This is a genomic window from Pseudomonas sp. NBRC 111130 (genome assembly GCF_001320485.1).
GTDB lineage: Bacteria > Pseudomonadota > Gammaproteobacteria > Pseudomonadales > Pseudomonadaceae > Aquipseudomonas > Aquipseudomonas vlassakiae.
On sequence record NZ_BCBG01000021.1, the window covers coordinates 42,781 to 64,576 of the forward strand.

Sequence of the window (21,796 nt, forward strand, 5' to 3'; positions counted from 1 at the left end):
TCAACGCGCTTGGTTCATACGCTCGATGACTTGGCGGGTGATGTCGTACTGAGGTTTGACATCGATGACCGCGCCGCGCTCGAGAACCAGGTCGTAGCCGCCTTTCTTGATCACTTCCTCGACAGCGCCGTCCAGCTTCGGCTTGAGCTGCTTGAGCATGTCGCGGTCAGCAACGGCCTTGGCCTCGTTCAGTTCCTTGGACTGGAACTGGAAGTCACGGGCTTTCTGCTTGAATTCGAGCTCCAGACGCTCACGCTCCTGCTGCTGCATCTTGTCGCCACCCTTGATCAGGCGGTCCTGGATGCCCTTGGCGCTGCTTTCCAGGCTCTTCAGCTTGGTCAGTTGCGGGCCGAACTTCTTCTCGGCGTCGACCGCGTACTTCTTGGCGGCATCGGATTCGAGCAGGGCCATCTGATAGTTCAGCACGGCGATCTTCATTTCGGCGAAAGCCGGGGTGGCGACCAGCGCCGCGGCCACTACGGCCAGTTGAGCCAATTTACGCACGATGCACTCCTGGAAAAACCGTTGTCGTTAAGCAAGGGCCGACCTTAGAAGGTCTGGCCCAGAGAGAATTGGAACACCTGGGTATCGGCATCGGTCGGCTTCTTCACCGGCATCGCCAGGCTGAAGCTCAACGGGCCCAGGGCCGTGATCCAGGTGACACCCAGGCCGACCGAACTGGCCATGCCCGAGAAGCCCACCTTCTCGCAATCCGGCTTGCTGCCGCAGTTGGTGTCGAACACGTTACCCACGTCCCAGAATACCGAGGTACGCAGGGAACGCTGGTCCTTGACGAACGGCAGCGGGAACAGCAACTCGACACCACCTTGCACGAGCACGTTACCACCGAACGGCAATGGATCCTGATCCGGGTCGGCGATGGTACCAGGGTTGGTCCCCTTGCTCGGCGTACTGCGCGGGCCCAGCGTACTGTCTTTGAAACCACGCACGGAGTTGAAGCCACCCGCGTAGTAGTTTTCATAGAACGGCAGGCCCGAGGTGCTACCGTAGCCATCACCATAGCCCAGTTCGGTATGCAGGCGCAGGGTGTAATCGTTGGTAATCGGCTTGAACAGCTGGCCGCGGTAGTCGAGCTTGTAGAACGACAGGTCGCTGCCTGGAATGGTGCTCTCGAGCGTCAGGCTCTGGGAGTGACCACGGGTCGCCAGCACACCTTTGTTCAGGGTCGACTCGGACCAGCCGATCGAGGCCTTGAAGTTGGTGAAGTTGTCACCTTCCTGCTTGAGGAAGTCGAAGATCTCGTCAACGGTGTACTTACCGGTCTTGATCTTGTCCTGCTGAACGCTCAGGCCGTAGGTCAGACGCGAGGTTTCGCTGATCGGGTAACCGAGGCTGACACCGGCACCCAGGCTGTCCACCGCATAGCTGGCCACGTCGACGTCAAGGTCGCTGTAGTCGGTGCTGCGGTAGAAGGCGTTGTAGCCCAGGCTCACGCCGTCGGCAGTGAAGTAGGGATCAACGAAGCCGAAGTTGTAGCGGGTCTGGTACTCCGAACGGGTCAGGCCGATGGATACCTTGTTACCGGTACCGAGGAAGTTGCTCTGGCTGATCGAACCACCGAGGATCAGGCCGGCGCTCTGGGCGAAACCGACGCTGGCGGTGATCGAACCGGAGGCTTGCTCTTCGACGCTGTAGTTGACGTCGACCTGGTCGTCGGTGCCTGGCACCGCCGGGGTCTCGACGTTGACTTCCTTGAAGAAGCCCAGGCGCTCAAGACGGGTCTTGGACTGGTCGATCAGGTAAGTCGAAGCCCAGCCACCTTCCATCTGGCGCATTTCACGGCGCAGCACTTCGTCTTCGGTCTTGGTGTTACCGCGGTAGTTGATGCGGTTGACGTAGGCACGCTTGCCCGGGTCGACCACGAACATGATGTCGACGGTGTGGTCCTGGTCGTTCGGCTGCGGCACGCCGTTGACGTTGGCGAAGGTGTAGCCTTCGTTGCCCAGGCGGCGGGTGATCAGCTCGGAGGTGGTGGTCATGACCTTGCGCGAGAACACCTGGCCCGGCTGCACCAGCAGCAGCGACTTGACCTGGTCTTCCGGCACCTTCAGGTCACCCGACAGCTTCACGTCGCGAACCGTGTACTTCTCGCCTTCGTTGACGTTTACGGTGATGTAGACGTGCTTCTTGTCCGGGGTGATCGACACCTGGGTGGAGGCGATGTCCATATTGATGTAGCCGCGGTCCAGGTAGTAGGAACGCAGGCGCTCCAGGTCACCGGAGAGCTTTTCGCGGGCGTACTTGTCGTCGTTCTTGAAGAACGATAGCCAGTTGGTGGTCTTCAGTTCGAACAGCTGCTGCAGCTCTTCATCGCTGAACACGGTGTTGCCAACGATGTTGATGTGCTGGATGGCGGCAACGGTACCTTCGTTGATCTTGATCTTCAGCGCCACACGGTTGCGCGGCTGCGGCACGACTTCGGCGTCGACCTCGGCCGAGTAGCGGCCCTGGGCCACGTACTGGCGCTGCAGCTCGTTGCGCACGCCTTCGAGGGTGGCGCGCTGGAAGATCTCGCCTTCGGCCAGGCCCGACTGCTTCAGGCCCTTCATCAGGTCTTCGGTGCTGATCGCCTTGTTGCCTTCGATCTCGATGCTGGACACCGACGGGCGCTCGACCACGTTGATGATCAGGACGTTGCCATCGCGGTTCAGCTGGATGTCCTGGAAGAAGCCGGTCTTGAACAGCGAACGGGTGGAATCCACCAGGCGGCGGTCGTCAGCCTGGTCGCCAACGTTGAGTGGCAAGGCGCCGAACACGCTGCCGGCGGACACCCGCTGCAGGCCGTTGACACGAATATCGGAGATAGTGAAGGACTCGGCGTGAACTTCAGCGATCATCAGTGCGGACATGACCGCAGTTAGCAGCAGACGTTTCATGAAGTCCTTTTATTCCAACTGGCAATAAACAACCCGCCGCATGGTGACGGCAGGTTCGCAATTGAGCGAAGCTTTTAAAGTCGACCCAGATCGTTGATCAGGGCGAGCAACATCACCCCTACGACCAAACTGATACCGATCTGGACCCCCCAACCTTGCACCCGTTCTGACAATGGACGACCGCGCGCCCACTCGACCAGGTAAAACAGCAAATGCCCCCCATCCAGTACTGGAATGGGCAGCAGGTTAAGAACCCCCAGGCTTATGCTCAGGTAGGCCAGGAAATTCAGGAAATCCCCCACGCCGGACTGGGCTGAAGCGCCCGCCACTTTAGCAATGGTTATCGGTCCGCTCAAGTTTTTTACCGAGAGCTCACCGAACAGCATTTTCTTCAGCGACTCGAGGGTCAGGACGCTCATGTTCCAAGTCCGCGAGAGCCCCTCGCCCACGGCATCCAGCGGGCCATAGCTGACTTCGCGAAGCATGCTGGCAGGCCATTCGGCGCCCTTCACACCCGCGCCGAGGTAGCCACCGGCCGCTTTGCCTTCGCCTTTGTGAGCCAGCGTGACCGGCACATCGAGGGCCGCGCCGTCGCGCTCGACTCGCAGCACCACCTGGGAATCAGGGCGCGCACGAACACTGTCTACCACCTGCTGCCAATCACTGAGCGCCGCGCCGTCGAGGGCGAGCAATTTGTCGCCGGCCTTCAGGCCAGCGGCAGCAGCCGGGCCTTTCGGATCGATCTCGGCCAGTACGGGCGATACCGCCGGCCGCCATGGGCGCAGGCCCAGGGACTGAATAGGGTCCGGCTCGTCGACACCCTTGAGCCAATGCTCCAGCCTCACCTGCAGCTGGCGCTCGGCGGTGGCGCCATCGTCGCGCACCCCAACCTGCAGGGCACCACTCTCACCCAGGCGACGAACCAGCTGCAAATTGACTGCCGACCAACCGCTGGTCGCCTTGCCATCGATAGATACAATTTCCTGACCAGCAGCCAGGCCTGCCGATGCTGCCAGGCTCCCCGGCTCGACCGCACCGATCACCGGGCGGACCTGCTGGGTACCGAGCATGGCCAGCAGCCAGAAGAAGACGATGGCCAGGAGGAAATTGGCGACGGGGCCTGCGGCTACGATGGCGATGCGCTGACGCACCGACTTGCGGTTGAACGCTTGATCGGCAAGCGCCGGAGGCACTTCGCCCTCACGCTCGTCGAGCATCTTGACGTAGCCACCCAGCGGAATCGCCGCCACCACGAACTCGGTGCCCTGGCGGTCATGCCAGCGCAGCAATGGCATGCCGAAGCCGACGGAGAAGCGCAGCACCTTGACCCCGCAACGCCGTGCGACCCAGAAGTGGCCAAACTCGTGGAATGTGACCAGTACACCCAGGGCCACCAGGGTGCCGACAATCATGTAGAGCGCAGTCATATCTATCTCCGAATGACGTTCAGCAGAACCCTGGTAGCGCGCCAGGCCTCAACGACCGTGACGCCTCAGCCACTCACGGGCCAGTTCTCGGGCACGCTGGTCGGCAGCGAAAACGGCCTCCAGCGATGGCAGCGGCACCACAGGTTCCTGATCAAGCACTTGCTCGATCATACCCGCGATCTCAGGGAAGCGGATACGCCGCTGGAGAAATGCCTCGACCGCGACCTCGTTGGCCGCGTTGAGCACCGCAGGCGCACTGTTACCGGCTTCGGCCGCCTCGCGCGCCAGGCGCAGGCAAGGGAAGCGTTGTTCGTCCGGCGCCTGGAAGTCCAGACGGGCGATGGCGAACAGGTCCAGCGGGGCAACCCCGGAATCGATACGCTCCGGCCAGGCCAAGGCATTCGCGATGGGGGTGCGCATGTCCGGATTGCCCAACTGGGCCAGCACCGAACCGTCGATGTAGTCGACCAGCGAATGGATCACGCTTTGCGGATGCACGACCACCTCGACCTTGGCCGGCGCCGCATCGAATAACCAGCAGGCCTCGATCAGCTCCAGGCCCTTGTTCATCATGCTGGCCGAGTCCACGGAAATCTTCCGCCCCATCGACCAGTTGGGATGAGCACAGGCCTGTTCCGGAGTGACATCGACCAAGGCCGCCTGCGGCGTCTCGCGGAACGGCCCACCCGAGGCGGTCAGCAGGATACGACGCACGCCGACCTGGCTCAGGCCGCGAGCATAATCGCCCGGCAGGCACTGGAAGATCGCATTGTGCTCGCTGTCGATCGGCAGCAGCACGGCGCCACTGCGCCGCACCGCGTCCATGAACAGCGCGCCGGACATCACCAGCGCCTCCTTGTTGGCCAGCAACACCTTCTTGCCCGCTTCAACGGCGGCCAGGGTCGGACGCAGGCCAGCGGCGCCAACGATGGCAGCCATCACCGCATCCACGTCAGGGGCTGCCGCGACCTCGCACAGACCTGCCTCCCCTACCAACACCTGGGTAGCGCAGCCGGCACCCACCAGACCATCACGCAGGCGCGCAGCGCCTTCGTCATCGGGCACCACGGCATAGACCGGGTGGTGCCGAACGCACAGGGCCAGCAGCTCGTCGATGCGCGAATAGCCGCTGAGCGCGAACACCTGGTAGCGTTCGGGGTGCCGCGCAATCACATCAAGGGTATTGAGACCGATCGAGCCGGTCGCACCCAGCACAGTAATACGCTGCGTGCGACTCACATCACACCCCATTCGGCAGCCCACAGCAGCACGGCGAAGATCGGGATCGCTGCGGTCAGGCTGTCGATGCGATCCAGCACCCCACCATGGCCAGGCAGCAGGTTACTGCTGTCCTTGATGCCGGCCCGACGCTTGAACATGCTCTCGGTCAGGTCACCGATCACCGACGACATGACCACCAGCGCAGCACCCAGCAGGCCTAGCAGAAGCTGGCCGAAGCCCCAGTCACGGCTGATGCCCACCACCAGGGTGATCACCAGGCTGACCGCCATGCCACCATAGACACCTTCCCAGCTCTTGCCCGGGCTCACTTGCGGCGCCAGCTTGCGCTTGCCAAATGCACGACCGGAGAAATAGGCACCGACATCAGCTGCCCAGACCAGCACCATGACCGACAGGATCAGCCAGTTGCCGAGCTGCCAATGCTTGAGCAGGATCAGCCCTTGCCATGCCGGCAACAGGATCAGCAAGCCGATCAGCAGCTTGCAGGCTGCACTGGCCCACAGTTCGCTGCTGCGTGGATAGGTGAGCACCAACCAGGTGGCCAGCGCCCACCAGATGACCGAAGCGCCAAGCACCCATGGTGCCAGGTCCGGCATGAGATGGAGCAGCATCAGCGCTCCGGCGACCACAGCGGCGTAGGCGATGCGCAATGGCTGAGCCACTAGCCCGGCCAGACGCGCCCACTCCCAGGCACCGAGGGTCACCACGAAGCCGATGAACAGGGCGAAGTCCCCGCCGTTGAGCAGGAAGAAACCACCCAGCGCGACCGGCAACAGGATCAGCGCGGTAATGATGCGTTGTTTAAGCATTAAGCACGAGCTCCAGCCTCGACCTGCTCGCTGGTCTTACCGAAGCGGCGCTGGCGCGAAGCGAAATCGGCCAGGGCTTTGCGCATGGCCTCGTGTTTGAAATCCGGCCAGTAGAGGTCGGAGAAATACAATTCGGCATAGGCCAGTTGCCACAGCAGGAAGTTGCTGATGCGATGCTCGCCACCGGTACGGATGCACAGGTCGGGCAATGGCAGCTCGCCTGTGGCCAGGCAGGTCTGCAGCAGGCCAGGGGTGATGTCGTCCGGGCGCAAATGGCCGGCCTGAACCTCACGCGCCAGGCGTTGGGCGGCCTGGGCGATATCCCACTGGCCGCCGTAATTGGCGGCGATCTGCAGAATGAAGCGGTTACTGCCCGCTGTCAGCGCCTCGGCTTCGCGCATGGCAGCCTGCAGCTCGGGGTGGAATCGCGAACGGTCACCGATGATGCGCAGGCTGATGTTGTTCTCGTTGAGGCGCCGGGCCTCACGGCGCAAGGCCGAGAAAAACAGCTCCATCAACGCACCGACCTCTTCGGCCGGGCGCTGCCAGTTTTCACTGGAGAAGGCGAACAGGGTCAGCACTTCGACCCCGGATTCGGCGCACACCTCGATGACTGCGCGCACCGCGTCGACGCCAGCCTTGTGCCCGGCGACGCCGGGCAGCAGGCGCTTCTTCGCCCAGCGGTTGTTGCCATCCATGATGATCGCGACATGACGCGGCACCGATGACGGTGCCGCCAACTTGGACTTTTCCATTAAAAAACCTCGGCCTTAAACGGCCATCAGGTCCTTTTCCTTGGCTTTGTAAGCGGCATCGACTTCAGCAATGAACTTGTCGGTCAGCTTCTGGATCTCGTCAGCGGCGCGACGCTCTTCGTCTTCGCTGATTTCCTTGTCCTTGGTCAGCTTCTTCAGATCACCCAGGGCATCGCGGCGCACGTTACGCACAGCCACCTTGGCATCTTCGGCAACGCTGCTGGCCTGCTTGGTGTAGCCCTTGCGGGTCTCTTCGGTCAGGGCCGGCATCGGTACACGGATGGTGGTACCGGCGCTGGAGGGGTTCAGGCCCAGGTCGGAGGTCAGGATGGCTTTCTCGATGGCAGCGCTGAGGTTCTTGTCGTGAGCGACGATCTTCAGGGTGCGGGCATCTTCGACGGTGATCGCAGCCACCTGGTTCAGCGGCATCTCGCTACCCCAGGCCGTGACCTTGACGCTGTCCAGGATGCTTGGGTGGGCGCGACCGGTACGGATCGCCGCCAGGTTGCGAGCCAGGGCTTCGATGGATTTGCCCATGCGCTCCTGCGCGTCTTTCTTGATGTCGTTGATCATGCTTGGCCTTCCTCGATCAGAGTACCTTCAGCGCCACCCACCACGATGTTCAGCAGGGCGCCAGGCTTGTTCATGTTGAATACCCGCAATGGCATCTTGTGGTCACGGCACAGGCAGATTGCGGTCAGGTCCATCACACCCAGCTTGCGATCCAGGACCTCGTCATAGGTCAGGTGATCGAACTTCTCGGCATGCGGATCCTTGAATGGGTCGGCAGTGTACACGCCATCGACCTTGGTCGCCTTCAGCACCACGTCGGCATCGATTTCGATGGCGCGCAGGCAGGCTGCTGAGTCGGTGGTGAAGAACGGGTTGCCGGTACCGGCAGAGAAAATTACCACATCCCCGGAGTTGAGGTGGCGAATAGCTTTGCGACGATCGTAATGATCGGTGACGCCAACCATGGAAATGGCCGACATGACCAGCGCCGGGATGTTCGAACGCTCCAGCGCATCGCGCATGGCCAGGCCGTTCATGACAGTGGCCAGCATCCCCATGTGGTCGCCGGTGACACGGTCCATGCCGGCTGCGCTGAGCGCTGCGCCGCGGAACAGGTTGCCACCACCGATCACCAGGCCGACCTGGACACCGATCCCCACCAGCTGGCCGACTTCAAGGGCCATGCGATCCAGCACCTTCGGATCGATGCCGAAGTCTTCCGAGCCCATCAGGGCCTCGCCGCTAAGTTTGAGCAAAATGCGTTTATAGCGAGGTTGGCGACCACTCACCTGCTGAGCCATTGCGAGTCTCTCCTGCGGCGTACTTTTAGAAAATTCGTGCGAGCCGTTTTCGGCTTGCTAACTGTAGCGTGGCACCGTTTTGGTGCCAGCGGCGTCGGGCCCTGTAAACCCTTCGCCGTTTTGACAAAGAGGCTGCGCGCGTGAGCGGGCAGCCTCTTTGGGGCGACAGACGGGGCTGTCTTACTGCTTGGCAGCAGCTACCTGAGCGGCAACTTCTTCAGCGAAGTTGTCGACTGGCTTCTCGATGCCTTCGCCAACCTTGAAGTAGGTGAAGGAAACGATTTCAGCACCGGCTTTCTTGGCCAGCTCGCCAACCTTGACTTCTGGGTTCATGACGAAAGCTTGCTCTTTCAGCGAGGCTTCGGCCTTGAACTTGGTGATACGACCGTTGATCATGTTTTCAACGATGTTTTCCGGCTTGCCAGCGATCTTGTCGGCGTTCAGCTGCAGGAAGACGTTCTTCTCGCGCTCGATGGCTTCAGCGGAGATTTCCGACGAATCCAGGAACTCCGGGTTCGAAGCTGCAACGTGCATGGCGATGTTCTTGGCCAGCTCGACGTCGCCGCCTTTCAGAACAACGGCAGCGCCGATCTTGTTGCCGTGCAGGTAGGCACCGACAACATCACCTTCAACGCGCACCAGGCGACGGATGTTGACGTTCTCGCCGCACTTGGCGACCAGGGCTTCACGAGCTGCTTCACGCGAGGCAACCAGGGGAGCGGCGTCGGTCAGCTTCTGAGCGAAAGCTTCTTCCAGGCTTTCGGCCACGAAGTTCTTGAAGTCGTCTTGCAGGGCCAGGAAGTCGGTCTGCGAGTTCACTTCCAGCAGGACGGCGGCTTTGCCGTCGGTCTTGACGGCGATAGCGCCTTCAGCAGCGACGTTGCCAGCCTTCTTGGCGGCCTTGATGGCGCCCGAGGCACGCATGTCGTCAATGGCTTTTTCGATGTCGCCGCCGGCCTTTTCCAGGGCCTTCTTGCAATCCATCATGCCTTCGCCGGTACGCTCGCGCAGTTCTTTGACCAGCGCTGCAGTAATTGCTGCCATTTCAAAATCCTCTTGGAAAGTTTTTCAACCATTCCACCCGCTCGTCACGGGCGTTAAATTCTGCAAATCGCTGCCTTTATATCAGCTCGCCCATCATGCGGGGCCGTTGCTGACAGCAGGATTTCAAGGTGGCAAAAAGGGGGCAGAGCCCCCTTTTCGCGTGCCAAGTAGACGCTAGCGCCTATTACTCAGCAGCAGGTGCAGCCGCTTCTTCAGCGTAGACTTCAGTACCGCCGGCAACGTTGTTGCGGCCGCGGATGACGGCGTCAGCCATCGAAGTCATGTACAGCTCGATAGCGCGGATGGCGTCATCGTTACCTGGGATAACGAAGTCAACGCCTTCTGGGCTGCTGTTGGTATCGACAACGCCGATAACCGGGATGCCCAGCTTGTTGGCTTCGGTGATAGCAATGCGCTCGTGGTCAACGTCGATCACGAACAGGGCATCAGGCAGACCGCCCATGTCCTTGATACCACCCAGGCTGCGGTCCAGCTTTTCCAGATCGCGCGAACGCATCAGGGCTTCTTTCTTGGTCAGCTTGGCGAAGGTGCCATCTTCGGCCTGGGTTTCCAGGTCGCGCAGACGCTTGATCGAAGCACGGATGGTCTTGTAGTTGGTCAGCATGCCGCCCAACCAACGGTGATCAACGTATGGCGAACCTGCGCGAGCAGCTTGCTCGGCAACGATCTTGCCGGCGGAACGCTTGGTGCCGACGAACAGGATCTTGTTCTTGCCCTGGGCCAGGCGCTCTACGAACGACAGAGCGTCGTTGAACATCGGCAGGGTTTTTTCCAGGTTGATGATGTGAATCTTGTTACGCGCGCCGAAAATGTACTTGCCCATTTTCGGGTTCCAGTAACGGGTCTGGTGGCCGAAGTGCACACCGGCCTTCAGCATATCGCGCATGTTGACTTGGGACATGATAGTTCCTTGATAAGTCGGGTTGGGCCTCCACGTATCCCAATGACCAACCCACGCTTCCGGAGAATCGGGGCACCCAGGCCATCGTGTCGACACGTGTGTGGGTTTGGAGCTGACGGGGTCGTCCCCGAAAGCGGCGCATTTTATACCACAGACCGCGAGCGAACGGAACCCGGATCAGGTTGCGTCCGTCAGCAGTTTTTGCAGCACCCTGCCAAACAGGCCAGAATGCCTCCTTATAGACAGCAGCATGACCGCCTTTATCCCGACAGAATGCCGCCCTGCTCTGCTAGAATCCGGCCTTTCCCGTTTGTTAGCGCCGTCTGCGGCGCCGTAGAGAGCCTGTAATGACCGTCACCATCAAGACTGCAGAAGACATCGAGAAGATGCGCATCGCCGGCCGCCTGGCCGCCGAAGTGCTGGAAATGATCGAAGAACACGTCAAGCCCGGTGTCACCACCGAAGCGCTCGACCGCCTGTGCCACGACTACATCGTCAACGTCCAGCAGGCCATCCCGGCGCCCCTCAACTACAAGGGCTACCCGAAGTCGATCTGCACCTCGATCAACCATGTGGTCTGCCACGGCATCCCCAACGACAAGCCGCTCAAGGACGGGGACACGCTCAACATCGACGTCACCGTGATCAAGGACGGCTACCACGGCGACACCAGCCGCATGTTCCACGTCGGCACCGTGCCAGTCTGGGCCGAGCGCCTGTCCAAGGTCACCCAGGAATGCATGTACAAGGCCATCGAACTGGTCAAGCCGGGCTGCCGCCTGGGCGATATCGGTGAAGTGATCCAGAAGCACGCCGAGAAGAATGGTTTCTCGGTGGTGCGCGAGTTCTGCGGCCACGGCATCGGCAAGGTGTTTCATGAAGAGCCGCAGATCCTCCACTACGGCCGCGCTGGCACCGGCATGGAGCTCAAGGAAGGCATGACCTTCACCATCGAGCCGATGATCAACCAGGGCAAGGCCGACACCAAGGTGCTGGGCGACGGCTGGACGGCCATCACCAAAGACCGCAAGCTCTCGGCCCAGTGGGAACATACCCTGGTGGTGACGGCTACCGGTTACGAGATATTCACCCTGCGCAAGGACGACACCATCCCGCGCACCTCGGCCTGATACCCAAGGCAACCTAAAGACAGGAACGCGACGCGATGCCCCAGGTGGATCCCGAGCTGTTCGACCGTGGCCAGTTCCAGGCGGAACTGGCCCTCAAGGCGAGCCCCATCGCCGCCTTCAAGAAAGCCATCCGCCAGGCCGGCGAGGTGCTCGACAAGCGCTTTCGTTCGGGCTGCGAAATCCGCCCGCTGATCGAAGCCCGCGCCTGGCTCGTGGACAACATCCTGCAACAGGCCTGGAACCAGTTCGACTGGGGCGACCCGAGCGGTATCGCGCTGGTGGCGGTCGGCGGCTATGGCCGCGGCGAGCTGCACCCGCACTCGGACATCGACCTGCTGATCCTGCTCGGGGCCGCCGAGCATGAACAGTACCGGGAGGCCATCGAGCGCTTCCTCACCCTGCTCTGGGACATCGGTCTGGAGGTCGGCCAGAGCGTGCGTACCGTCGACGAATGCGCCGAGCAGGCCCGCGCCGACCTGACGGTAATCACCAACCTGATGGAAAGCCGGACCATCGCCGGCCCCGAAGACTTGCGCCAGCGCATGCTCGAGGTGACCAGCACCGGCTACATGTGGCCGAGCAAGGATTTCTTCCTGGCCAAGCGTGCCGAACTCAAGGCCCGCCACCACAAGTACAACGACACCGAGTACAACCTCGAGCCCAACGTCAAGGGCTCGCCCGGTGGCTTGCGCGACATCCAGACGGTGCTCTGGGTCGCCCGCCGCCAGTACGGCACGCTGAACCTGCATGCCCTGGCCGGCGAAGGCTTCCTGCTGGAAAGCGAGAACGAACTGCTGGCCTCGTCCCAGGACTTCCTGTGGAAAGTGCGCTATGCCCTGCACATGCTCGCCGGTCGCGCCGAGGACCGCCTGCTGTTCGACCACCAGCGCAGCATCGCTGCACTGCTCGGCTACAGCGACGACAACCCCAAGCGCGCCATCGAACAGTTCATGCAGCAGTACTACCGGGTGGTGATGAGCATCAGCCAGCTGTGCGACCTGATCATCCAGCACTTCGAAGAAGTCATCCTCGCCGATGATGGCAGCGGCACCACCCAGCCGCTGAACGCGCGCTTCCGCCTGCATGACGGTTACATCGAAGCGGTCAGGCCGAACGTGTTCAGGCGTACCCCGTTCGCCATGATGGAGATCTTCGTGCTGATGGCTCAGCATCCGGAGATCAAGGGCGTGCGTGCCGATACCGTGCGCCTGCTGCGCGAACATCGGCACCTGATCGACGACACCTTCCGCAACGATATCCGCAATACCAGCCTGTTCATCGAGCTGTTCAAGTGCGAAATCGGTATCCACCGCAACCTGCGGCGGATGAACCGCTACGGCATCCTTGGCCGCTACCTGCCGGAATTCGGCCTGATCGTCGGGCAAATGCAGCACGACCTGTTCCACATCTACACGGTCGATGCGCACACCCTCAACCTCATCAAGCACCTGCGCAAGCTGCAGTACACGCCGGTATCGGAGAAATTCCCCCTGGCCAGCAAGCTCATGGGCCGCCTGCCCAAGCCCGAGCTGATCTACCTGGCGGGCCTGTACCACGACATCGGCAAAGGTCGCCAGGGCGATCACTCCGAGATCGGTGCGGTGGATGCGCAGAAGTTCTGCGAACGCCACCAGTTGCCGGCCTGGGACAGCCGGTTGATCGTCTGGCTGGTGCAGAACCACCTGGTGATGTCGACCACCGCCCAGCGCAAGGACCTGTCCGATCCGCAGGTGATCAACGATTTCGCCTTGCACGTGGGCGACGAGACGCGTCTGGACTACCTGTATGTGCTGACCGTGGCCGACATCAACGCCACCAACCCCAGCCTGTGGAACTCCTGGCGCGCCAGCCTGCTGCGCCAGCTCTACACCGAGACCAAGCGCGCCCTGCGCCGTGGCCTGGAAAACCCGTTGGACCGTGAGGAACAGATCCGCCAGACCCAGTCGGCCGCGCTGGACATCCTGGTGCGCGAGGGTACCGACCCGGACGATGTCGAGCAGTTATGGTCGCAGCTGGGCGATGACTACTTCCTCAAGCACAACGCCGCCGATGTGGCCTGGCACAGCGACGCCATCCTGCAGCAACCGGCCGATGGCGGGCCGCTGGTGCTGATCAAGGAAACCACCCAGCGCGAGTTCGAAGGCGGTACGCAGATCTTCATCTACGCGCCCGACCAGCACGACTTCTTTGCCGTGACCGTGGCCGCCATGTCGCAGCTGAACCTGAACATCCATGACGCGCGGATCATCACTTCGAGCAGCCAGTTCACCCTCGACACCTACATCGTGCTCGACAACGATGGCGGCTCGATCGGCGACAACCCGCAGCGGGTCAAGCAGATCCGCGACGGCCTGACCGAAGCGCTGCGCAACCCCGAGGACTACCCGACCATCATCCAGCGCCGGGTGCCGCGCCAGCTCAAGCACTTCAACTTCCCGCCGCAGGTGACCATCCTCAACGACGCACAGCGCCCGGTGACCATCCTCGAGATCACCGCGCCAGACCGCCCCGGCCTGCTGGCACGGCTCGGGCGGATCTTCCTGGAATTCGACCTGTCGCTGCAGAACGCCAAGATCGCCACCCTCGGCGAGCGGGTGGAAGACGTTTTCTTCATCACCGATGCCGACAACCAGCCGCTGTCCGACCCGCAGCTGTGCAGCCGCCTGCAGGAAGCCATCGTGCAGCAGCTGCAGGCCGGCCAGGCCAGTGATGCCAACCCGACCCGCGTGACTTTTTAACGATTAGACGATTGACGAGACCTCCTGCCGATGAACCATGCCTTGACCCAGCTTCAGCCCTACCCGTTCGAGAAACTGCGCGCCCTGCTGGGCACTGTGAAGCCGGCGGCGGACAAACGCGCCATTGCCCTGTCGATCGGTGAACCGAAGCATGAATCGCCGGCGTTCGTCGCCCAGGCCATGGCCGACAACCTCGACAAGCTGGCGGTGTACCCGAGCACCCTCGGCCTGCCGGCGTTGCGCCAGGCCATCGGCGACTGGTGCGAGCGCCGCTTCGGCGTGCCGGCCGGCTGGCTCGACGCCGACCGCCACATCCTGCCGGTCAATGGCACCCGTGAGGCGCTGTTCGCTTTCACCCAGGCCGTGGTCAACCGTGCCGATGACGGCCTGGTGGTCAGCCCCAACCCGTTCTACCAGATCTACGAAGGCGCCGCCCTGCTGGCCGGCGCCACCCCGCATTACCTGCCCTGCCTGGAAGACAACGGCTTCAACCCGGACTTTGACGCCGTGCCGGCCGAGGTGTGGAAGCGCTGCCAGATCCTGTTCCTGTGCTCGCCGGGCAACCCGACCGGTGCGCTGGTGCCGATGGACACCCTGAAGAAGCTGATCGCCCTGGCCGACGAGCACGACTTCGTGATTGCCGCCGACGAGTGCTACAGCGAGCTGTACTTCGACGAAGACGCGCCGCCGCCAGGCCTGCTGAGCGCTTGTGCCGAGCTGGGCCGCAGCGACTTCAAGCGCTGCGTGGTGTTCCACAGCCTGTCCAAGCGCTCCAACCTGCCAGGCCTGCGTTCGGGCTTTGTTGCCGGTGATGCGTCGATCATCAAACCGTTCCTGCTGTACCGCACCTACCACGGCTGCGCCATGCCCGTGCAGACCCAACTGGCCAGCGTCGCCGCCTGGCAGGACGAGGCCCATGTGCGCGAGAACCGTGACCAGTACCGTGCCAAATACGATGCCGTGCTGGATATCCTGCAGCCGGTGATGGACGTGCAGCGTCCGGATGGCAGTTTCTATCTCTGGGCCAAGGTGCCGGGCGGCGATGCCGAGTTCACCCGCGACCTGTTCGAGGCCGAGCATGTGACCGTGGTGCCGGGGTCGTACCTGTCGCGTGAAGTCGACGGTGTGAACCCGGGGGCCGGCCGCGTACGCATGGCACTGGTTGCACCGCTGGCCGAGTGCATCGAGGCGGCGGAGCGGATTCGCGCATTCCTGCAAAACCGCTGATTGGCCCGGGGGCGCTTTGCGCCCCATTCGCGGGTAAACCCGCTCCCACAGGTACAGCGCAAGCCGCGAATGCGGTGCATGATCTGTGGGAGCGGGTTCACACGCGAATGGCCCACAACAGGCCTACCTGACCTGCCCCAGGTTGGCCTCACTCAGATCCAGCTCCCCCAGCACCTGCCTGACCACCTCATCGCCCACCAGATGCTGGCGATGCAGGTTGTACAGTTCCAGCCGCTGTGCCCGCAGCGCGCGCAAGCGCAAACGCCGCTCCAGCAAGTCCATCTGTTCGGCCAGCGCCCGTGCTTCGGCCGTGTCGTTGTAGCTATCCAGCTCATCCCGATATTCGGCCATCAACCGCGCCTTGAGCTCCGTGGCCAGGGTTGCCTGTGCCGCATCCTGCGGCGCGCTGGCATCAATCACCTCTTCCGCCTCCAACGCATGGATCGCCGCCTCGGCCGTACGCCGCCAGGCCTCCTGCACTTCCTGATGCAGCCGTTCGTCCGGGCTCTTGGTGATACCCCGCAGGAGCAGCGGCAAGGCTATGCAGGCACTGATAAGCGACAGCAGGATCACCCCGGCGGCGATGAAGATCAGCAGGTCACGTTCAGGGAAGGCCTGGCCCGCGCCCATCAACAGCGGCACCGACATGACACCGGCCAGGGTCACTGCCCCGCGCACACCGCCCAGGGTCAGCAACCAGCAAGAGCGCATGGTTGGCATCAGCACCAGCGCCGGCCTGCCGCGCCAGCGACGAACCACACCGATCGCCCGCCAGATGCTCTGCACCCAGACGAAACGCAGCAGGATCAATGCGGCGAAGATCGCCAGCACGTCGAGGCAGCGCCAGGCCAGGGTCGGCCAGACGGTGGTCTCGTGGCTGACAACGGCCTTGATGATGTCCGGCAGTTGCAGGCCCAGCAACAGGAAGATCAGGCCGTTAAAGGCGAACTCCAGCAGCGACCAGACGCTGCGGTTGAGCAGACGGGTACTGGTCTGGCGGGGCAACAGGTCGAGCCAGCTCTGCATCATGCCGGCGGCCACCGCCGAAAGGATGCCCGATACGCCCAGGCGCTCGGCAAGCACATAGGCGGCAAAGGGCAGCAGCAGCATGAAGACCACGTGGGTGGCCGGGTCATCCCAGCCACGGGCGATCATCCAGGCGCGCAGGCGGCCGATCAGCCAGCTCAGGGCCACACCTACGGCCAGGCCACCGAGGGCCACCAGCACGAAACTGAAGCTGGCGTCGGCCAGCGAAAACGCCCCGGTGATGGCGGCTGCCAAGGCAAACTTGAACGTCACCAGACCGGAGGCGTCGTTCATCAACGCCTCGCCTTGCAGCATGTGCATCAGCGGGGTTGGCAGGCGATCCTGGGTAATCGCCGACACCGCCACAGCGTCGGTAGGCGACAGCACGGCGGCCAGGGCAAAGGCCACCGGCAACGGAATGCTCGGCAGCAGCCAATGGATGAAGTAACCGGCACCGACCACGGTGAACAGCACCAGCCCAACGGCCAGCGCCACTACCGGGCCGCGGATGCGCCACAGCTCGCGCTTGGGGATGCGCCAGCCGTCGGCAAACAGCAGCGGCGGCAGGAACAGGAACAGGAACAATTCGGGGTCCAGGGCAACATGCAGGCCCAAGGTCGGCCAGGCCAGCAATGCGCCAGCGGCGATCTGCACCAAGGGCAACGGCAACGGGATCATGCGCCCGACCAGTTTCGACACGCTTACCAGCGTCAGCAGGATGAGGACGGTGTAGGCGGACTGCATCCGTGAAGGCTTCCTTTGTGAACCAAAAACGACAGCGGGGGCGAGAGATCGCCATTGAAACAATATGTTAGCGGGGTATCGCGAAACGAGGCCGCTGCACGATAGTCGCAGGTGACGGATGAATATGTAACACGATGATACCCAGTGCTTGTGGGTTGTGCAGGTTAGGGCCTGTATTGGCTTGGAGGTGCATGCCTTGAGAGTTTCTGCGCCTGTAAGATCGAGCGCCACAACTCCCAAGGCATACACCTCTCACAAGCACTGAAAACCTCAAGACATGCACACCCCGTGGCGCTCATACAATCGTTCCCGCATAATCCCGCGACTGACATTCGGAAAGGGAGAGATTGAGGCAGCCTGTGGCCTCAATGTACACAATGACCTACACGCTCTACGGCATCAAAGCCTGTGACACCATGAAAAAAGCGCGCACCTGGCTCGAAGACAAAGCCATCGCCTACGAATTCCACGACTACAAGACCCAAGGCATCGACCGCGACAGCCTCAACCGCTGGTGCGACGAACACGGCTGGGAAGTCATCCTCAACCGTGCCGGCACCACCTTCCGCAAGCTCGACGACGCCAGCAAGGCCGACCTCGACCAGGCCAAGGCCGTCGAACTGATGCACGCCCAGCCGTCGATGATCAAGCGCCCGGTACTCGACCTTGGCGGTCGCACCCTGGTCGGCTTCAAGCCCGACCTGTACGCCGCCGCGCTGGCCTGAGCTCCTACCCTATTTCGCACGAGGTAATCACATGTCCAATACCCTGTTCAGCCTGGCCTTCGGTGTCGGCTCCCAGAACCGCCAGGGCACCTGGCTGGAAGTGTTCTACGCACAACCCCTGCTCAACCCGAGCGCCGAACTGGTTGCCGCAGTGGCGCCAATCCTCGGCTATGAAGGCGGCAACCAGGCCATCACCTTCAGCAACGCCCAGGCCGCCCAGCTGGCCGAAGCCGTCAAAGGCGTGGACGCCACCCAAGCCGCCCTGCTGACCCGCCTGGCCGAAAGCCACAAGCCGCTGGTCGCCACCCTGCTGGCCGAAGATGCCGCGCTGGCTTCGACCCCGGAGGCCTATCTCAAGCTGCACCTGCTGTCGCACCGCCTGGTCAAGCCGCACGGCCTGAGCCTGGCCGGCATCTTCCCGCTGCTGCCGAACGTGGCCTGGACCAACCAGGGCGCCGTAGACCTGAGCGAGCTGGCCGAGCTGCAACTGGAAGCGCGCCTGAAGGGCGAGCTGCTGGAAGTGTTCTCGGTGGACAAGTTCCCGAAAATGACCGACTACGTGGTCCCGGCCGGCGTGCGCATCGCCGACACCGCCCGCGTGCGCCTGGGCGCCTACATCGGCGAAGGCACCACCATCATGCACGAAGGCTTCGTCAACTTTAACGCGGGCACCGAAGGCCCGGGCATGATCGAAGGCCGTGTTTCCGCTGGCGTATTCGTCGGCAAGGGTTCGGACCTGGGCGGCGGCTGCTCGACCATGGGTACCTTGTCCGGTGGCGGCAACATCGTCATCAAGGTCGGCGAAGGCTGCCTGATCGGCGCCAACGCCGGTATCGGCATTCCGCTGGGCGACCGCAACACCGTCGAAGCCGGCCTGTACATCACCGCTGGCACCAAGGTGAACCTGCTGGATGAAAACAACGAGCTGGTGAAAGTGGTCAAGGCCCGCGACCTGGCCGGCCAGACCGACCTGCTGTTCCGCCGCAACTCGCTGAACGGCGCTGTGGAGTGCAAGACCCACAAGTCGGCCATCGAGCTGAACGAGGCGCTGCACGCCCACAACTGAGAACCCTTGGCGGTTTGAAGTGTTAAGATCGGGTCTGGCGTGCATGCGCCAGACCCGATTTTCATTCCAGGCCCCGCGAACATGTTCCAGCCCTCCCCCTGGCGCGCCGATTTCCCCGCCATCGCCGCCCTGCAACGGCAGCACCAGACCTACCTGGACAGCGCCGCTACCACCCAGAAGCCCCAGGCGTTGCTCGATGCCCTGAGCCATTACTACGGCCATGGCGCTGCCAACGTGCACCGTGCCCAGCACCTGCCCGGCGCGCTGGCAACCCAGGCTTTCGAGACCAGCCGCGACAAGGTGGCGACCTGGCTCAATGCTGCGGACTCACGGCAGATCGTCTTCACCCACGGCGCCACCTCGGCGCTGAACCTGCTGGCCTATGGCCTGGAACACCGCTTCGAAGCGGGCGACGAGATTGCCATCAGCGCCCTGGAGCACCACGCCAACCTGCTGCCCTGGCAACAACTGGCCCGGCGGCGCGACCTGCGCCTGGTGGTGTTGCCGCTGGACGGGCATGGCCGCATCGACCTGGAGCAGGCGCTGCAGCTGATCGGCCCGCGCACCCGTGTGCTCGCCGTCAGCCAGCTGTCCAACGTGCTCGGCACCTGGCAACCATTGCCTGCGCTGCTGGCCCATGCCCGCGCCCAGGGTGCGCTGACCGTTGTCGATGGCGCCCAGGGCGTCGTGCATGGCCGCCATGATGTGCAGCAGCTGGGCTGCGACTTCTATGTATTTTCGAGCCACAAGCTTTATGGGCCGGAGGGTGTCGGCGTCCTGTACGGCCGTACCCAGGCACTTGAACTGCTGCGCCACTGGCAGTTTGGCGGCGAAATGGTGCAAATGGCCGACTACCAGAGCGCAAGCTTTCGCCCCGCGCCACTGGGTTTCGAGGCCGGCACCCCGCCGATCGCCGGGGTCATCGGGCTGGGCGCGACGCTGGATTACCTGGCCAGCCTCGACACCCCTGCCGTCGAGGCTCACGAAGCCAGCCTGCACCAGCATCTGCTGCGAGGCCTGGCCGACCGCGACGGTGTGCGCGTCCTTGGCACACCTCAGACGGCCCTGGCCAGCTTCGTCATCGAAGGCGTACACAACGCCGACATCGCCCACCTGCTGACCGAGCAAGGCATTGCCGTGCGCGCCGGGCATCACTGCGCGATGCCGCTGCTCAAGGGGTTGGGGCTGGAGGGGGCCATTCGGGTGTCGCTGGGGCTGTACAACGACAGTGACGACCTGCAACGGTTCTTCGCAGCGCTGGACCAGAGCCTGGAGTTACTGCGATGAGTTTGCCCTTGCCAGCCCAGCAAGCGTTGGAAAGCTTCGAGCAGGCCCACGGCTGGGAACAGCGGGCGCGGCTGCTGATGCAATGGGGCGATCGGCTGGCGCCACTGAGCGAGGCGCAGAAGACCGACAGCAACCGGGTACATGGCTGTGAAAGCCTGGTATGGCTGGTTGCGGAACAGGTCCAGGGGCAGTGGAACTTCAAGGCGAGCAGTGATGCACGGTTGTTACGAGGGCTGCTGGCGCTGCTGCTGGTGCGGGTTCAGGGGTTGAACAGCGCGGAACTGGCCGAGCTGGACCTGCGTGAGTGGTTCACTCTGCTGGGGCTGGAGCGCCAGCTTTCGCCTTCGCGCAGCAACGGGCTGCATGCTGTGTTGCTGCGGATGGCGGAGTTGGCGTCCACCTGCTGAATCGGCGGCGCCTGCTTCGCGGGCACGCCCGCTCCCACAGGGACAGCGCCAGGCCCGAGGGCAACGCTCTACCTGTGAGAGCGGGCGTGCCCGCGAAGAAGCACATGCAGATTATTCAGGCTTGACCCGCTCCGAGGGCCGCCGCGCCCCCGCCACCAGTTTCTCGATGGCCTTGCTCGCCGCGACCATGCCGAACGTCGCGGTGACCATCATCACCGCACCAAAGCCCCCCGCGCAGTCCAGGCGCACGCCTTCGCCGACGAAGCTCTTCTGCAAGCAAACACTGCCATCACCCTTCGGATAACGCAGCTGCTCGCTGGAAAACACGCAAGGCACGCCATAGTTGCGGCTGGTATTGCGCGAGAAGTTGTAGTCCCGGCGCAGGGTCGAACGCACCCGCGAAGCCAGCGGGTCGTTGAAGGTCTTGTTGAGGTCGCCGACCTGGATCTGGGTCGGGTCGATCTGCCCGCCGGCCCCCCCGGTGGTGACAATGGCGATCTTGCGGCGCCGGCACCAGGCAATCAGCGCGGCCTTGGCCATCACGCTGTCGATGCAGTCGATCACTGCATCCATCTCCTCGGTAACGTACTCGGCCATGGTCTCGCGAGTGACAAAGTCCGCCACCGCGTGCACGGTAATCTTCGGGTTGATCGCCCGCAGGCGCTCGGCCATCACTTCGACCTTGGGCCGCCCGACCTGGCCTTCCAGCGCATGGGCCTGGCGGTTGGTATTGCTGACGCAGACATCGTCCAGGTCGAACAGGGTGATTTCGCCAACGCCACTGCGCGCCAGGGCCTCGGCCGCCCACGAGCCGACCCCGCCGATGCCGACCACTGCCACATGGGCATTGCCCAGGCGCTGCAGGCCCTGGTCGCCATACAACCGGGCAACGCCGGCAAAGCGTGGATCCTCAGTGCTCATGTTCCTACCTCAACGCTCGTACCCGAAAATGCGGCGCGCATTATAGGCCAGCGGCCGCTTGGACCTCCATCGTTAGGAAACACCCTGCCATTACTGCTTTAATGTCCTATCACTTG

Annotated in this window: 19 protein-coding genes; 7 read left to right on the forward strand and 12 right to left on the reverse strand. The window is 62.9% G+C overall.

Annotated features, from left to right (window positions below):
* The 10 genes from APH33_RS12115 to rpsB all read right to left on the reverse strand — a co-directional run bounded on the left by APH33_RS12115 (position 1) and on the right by rpsB (position 10,409).
* The gene (locus tag APH33_RS12115; protein WP_054885369.1) at positions 1-504 is read right to left on the reverse strand and encodes an OmpH family outer membrane protein; all 504 of its coding nucleotides are present in this window, start codon (positions 502-504) and stop codon (positions 1-3) included.
* Positions 505-548: 44 nt separating this feature from the next.
* Entirely contained in the window at positions 549-2,897 is a 2,349-nt protein-coding gene (gene bamA, locus APH33_RS12120; protein WP_054885370.1) for an outer membrane protein assembly factor BamA, read from the reverse strand.
* A gap of 74 nt (positions 2,898-2,971) precedes the next feature.
* Positions 2,972-4,324: a sigma E protease regulator RseP gene (gene rseP, locus APH33_RS12125; protein WP_054885371.1), complete on the reverse strand. Its 1,353-nt coding sequence runs from the start codon at positions 4,322-4,324 to the stop codon at positions 2,972-2,974.
* A 48-nt stretch (positions 4,325-4,372) separates the two neighbouring features.
* Positions 4,373-5,563 (reverse strand): 1-deoxy-D-xylulose-5-phosphate reductoisomerase, encoded by a 1,191-nt coding sequence (gene ispC / locus APH33_RS12130; RefSeq protein ID WP_054885372.1) that lies wholly within the window; start codon positions 5,561-5,563, stop codon positions 4,373-4,375.
* Positions 5,560-6,375 carry a phosphatidate cytidylyltransferase gene (locus APH33_RS12135; RefSeq protein ID WP_054885373.1) on the reverse strand — a complete coding sequence of 272 codons (816 nt, stop codon included), beginning with the start codon at positions 6,373-6,375 and terminating at the stop codon, positions 5,560-5,562. The genes ispC and APH33_RS12135 overlap by 4 nt, the downstream gene beginning before the upstream one ends.
* A complete protein-coding gene (gene uppS, locus APH33_RS12140) occupies positions 6,375-7,130 on the reverse strand; it encodes a polyprenyl diphosphate synthase (protein ID WP_027920033.1) in 756 nt (251 codons plus the stop codon). The genes APH33_RS12135 and uppS overlap by 1 nt, the downstream gene beginning before the upstream one ends.
* Before the next feature lie 15 nt (positions 7,131-7,145).
* Entirely contained in the window at positions 7,146-7,703 is a 558-nt protein-coding gene (frr, locus tag APH33_RS12145) for a ribosome recycling factor (protein WP_054885374.1), read from the reverse strand.
* On the reverse strand, positions 7,700-8,443 hold the full coding sequence (gene pyrH, locus APH33_RS12150) for a UMP kinase (RefSeq protein WP_003252294.1): 744 nt from the start codon (positions 8,441-8,443) through the stop codon (positions 7,700-7,702). The genes frr and pyrH overlap by 4 nt, the downstream gene beginning before the upstream one ends.
* A 180-nt stretch (positions 8,444-8,623) precedes the next feature.
* The gene (gene tsf, locus APH33_RS12155; RefSeq protein ID WP_054885375.1) at positions 8,624-9,487 is read right to left on the reverse strand and encodes a translation elongation factor Ts; all 864 of its coding nucleotides are present in this window, start codon (positions 9,485-9,487) and stop codon (positions 8,624-8,626) included.
* 184 nt (positions 9,488-9,671) lie between these two features.
* The gene (gene rpsB, locus APH33_RS12160; RefSeq protein ID WP_027920037.1) at positions 9,672-10,409 is read right to left on the reverse strand and encodes a 30S ribosomal protein S2; all 738 of its coding nucleotides are present in this window, start codon (positions 10,407-10,409) and stop codon (positions 9,672-9,674) included.
* 347 nt (positions 10,410-10,756) lie between these two features.
* On the opposite strand from rpsB, the gene map reads away from it, so the two are divergent.
* The 3 genes from map to dapC are packed head-to-tail and all read left to right on the forward strand — an operon-like array spanning position 10,757 to position 15,504.
* Complete coding sequence (gene map / locus APH33_RS12165) at positions 10,757-11,539, forward strand: type I methionyl aminopeptidase (protein WP_016712936.1); 783 nt, start codon at positions 10,757-10,759, stop codon at positions 11,537-11,539.
* Positions 11,540-11,574: 35 nt separating this feature from the next.
* Positions 11,575-14,277 (forward strand): [protein-PII] uridylyltransferase, encoded by a 2,703-nt coding sequence (locus tag APH33_RS12170; protein ID WP_054885376.1) that lies wholly within the window; start codon positions 11,575-11,577, stop codon positions 14,275-14,277.
* A 30-nt stretch (positions 14,278-14,307) separates the two neighbouring features.
* Positions 14,308-15,504, forward strand: a complete 1,197-nt coding sequence (gene dapC / locus APH33_RS12175) for a succinyldiaminopimelate transaminase (protein ID WP_054885377.1) — start codon at positions 14,308-14,310, stop codon at positions 15,502-15,504.
* A gap of 123 nt (positions 15,505-15,627) precedes the next feature.
* On the opposite strand, the gene APH33_RS12180 is transcribed toward dapC, so the two are convergent.
* Complete coding sequence (locus APH33_RS12180; RefSeq protein ID WP_054885378.1) at positions 15,628-17,274, reverse strand: Na+/H+ antiporter; 1,647 nt, start codon at positions 17,272-17,274, stop codon at positions 15,628-15,630.
* A gap of 377 nt (positions 17,275-17,651) precedes the next feature.
* Between APH33_RS12180 and APH33_RS12185 the strand changes: the two genes are divergently transcribed.
* The 4 genes from APH33_RS12185 to APH33_RS12200 all read left to right on the forward strand — a co-directional run bounded on the left by APH33_RS12185 (position 17,652) and on the right by APH33_RS12200 (position 20,759).
* Positions 17,652-17,999, forward strand: coding sequence for an ArsC family reductase (locus APH33_RS12185; RefSeq protein WP_054885379.1), 348 nt, complete (start codon positions 17,652-17,654; stop codon positions 17,997-17,999).
* A 31-nt stretch (positions 18,000-18,030) separates the two neighbouring features.
* Positions 18,031-19,065, forward strand: a complete 1,035-nt coding sequence (gene dapD, locus APH33_RS12190) for a 2,3,4,5-tetrahydropyridine-2,6-dicarboxylate N-succinyltransferase (protein ID WP_054885380.1) — start codon at positions 18,031-18,033, stop codon at positions 19,063-19,065.
* A gap of 81 nt (positions 19,066-19,146) precedes the next feature.
* A complete protein-coding gene (locus APH33_RS12195) occupies positions 19,147-20,352 on the forward strand; it encodes a cysteine desulfurase (protein WP_054885381.1) in 1,206 nt (401 codons plus the stop codon).
* Positions 20,349-20,759 carry a SufE family protein gene (locus APH33_RS12200; protein WP_054885382.1) on the forward strand — a complete coding sequence of 137 codons (411 nt, stop codon included), beginning with the start codon at positions 20,349-20,351 and terminating at the stop codon, positions 20,757-20,759. The genes APH33_RS12195 and APH33_RS12200 overlap by 4 nt, the downstream gene beginning before the upstream one ends.
* A gap of 111 nt (positions 20,760-20,870) precedes the next feature.
* Here the strand turns inward: APH33_RS12200 and tcdA are convergent, their stop codons facing one another.
* Positions 20,871-21,680 (reverse strand): tRNA cyclic N6-threonylcarbamoyladenosine(37) synthase TcdA, encoded by an 810-nt coding sequence (gene tcdA / locus APH33_RS12205; protein ID WP_054885383.1) that lies wholly within the window; start codon positions 21,678-21,680, stop codon positions 20,871-20,873.
* Between the last annotated feature and the right edge of the window lie 116 nt (positions 21,681-21,796).

Coding starts and splice junctions, on each gene's coding strand:
- bamA (WP_054885370.1), bottom strand. CDS start 2,897: ATGAAACGTCTGCTGCTAACTGCGGTCATGTCCGCACTGATGATCGCT.
- rseP (WP_054885371.1), bottom strand. CDS start 4,324: ATGACTGCGCTCTACATGATTGTCGGCACCCTGGTGGCCCTGGGTGTA.
- APH33_RS12135 (WP_054885373.1), bottom strand. CDS start 6,375: ATGCTTAAACAACGCATCATTACCGCGCTGATCCTGTTGCCGGTCGCG.
- uppS (WP_027920033.1), bottom strand. CDS start 7,130: ATGGAAAAGTCCAAGTTGGCGGCACCGTCATCGGTGCCGCGTCATGTC.
- frr (WP_054885374.1), bottom strand. CDS start 7,703: ATGATCAACGACATCAAGAAAGACGCGCAGGAGCGCATGGGCAAATCC.
- pyrH (WP_003252294.1), bottom strand. CDS start 8,443: ATGGCTCAGCAGGTGAGTGGTCGCCAACCTCGCTATAAACGCATTTTG.
- tsf (WP_054885375.1), bottom strand. CDS start 9,487: ATGGCAGCAATTACTGCAGCGCTGGTCAAAGAACTGCGCGAGCGTACC.
- rpsB (WP_027920037.1), bottom strand. CDS start 10,409: ATGTCCCAAGTCAACATGCGCGATATGCTGAAGGCCGGTGTGCACTTC.
- map (WP_016712936.1), top strand. CDS start 10,757: ATGACCGTCACCATCAAGACTGCAGAAGACATCGAGAAGATGCGCATC.
- APH33_RS12170 (WP_054885376.1), top strand. CDS start 11,575: ATGCCCCAGGTGGATCCCGAGCTGTTCGACCGTGGCCAGTTCCAGGCG.
- dapC (WP_054885377.1), top strand. CDS start 14,308: ATGAACCATGCCTTGACCCAGCTTCAGCCCTACCCGTTCGAGAAACTG.
- APH33_RS12180 (WP_054885378.1), bottom strand. CDS start 17,274: ATGCAGTCCGCCTACACCGTCCTCATCCTGCTGACGCTGGTAAGCGTG.
- APH33_RS12185 (WP_054885379.1), top strand. CDS start 17,652: ATGACCTACACGCTCTACGGCATCAAAGCCTGTGACACCATGAAAAAA.
- dapD (WP_054885380.1), top strand. CDS start 18,031: ATGTCCAATACCCTGTTCAGCCTGGCCTTCGGTGTCGGCTCCCAGAAC.
- APH33_RS12195 (WP_054885381.1), top strand. CDS start 19,147: ATGTTCCAGCCCTCCCCCTGGCGCGCCGATTTCCCCGCCATCGCCGCC.
- APH33_RS12200 (WP_054885382.1), top strand. CDS start 20,349: ATGAGTTTGCCCTTGCCAGCCCAGCAAGCGTTGGAAAGCTTCGAGCAG.
- tcdA (WP_054885383.1), bottom strand. CDS start 21,680: ATGAGCACTGAGGATCCACGCTTTGCCGGCGTTGCCCGGTTGTATGGC.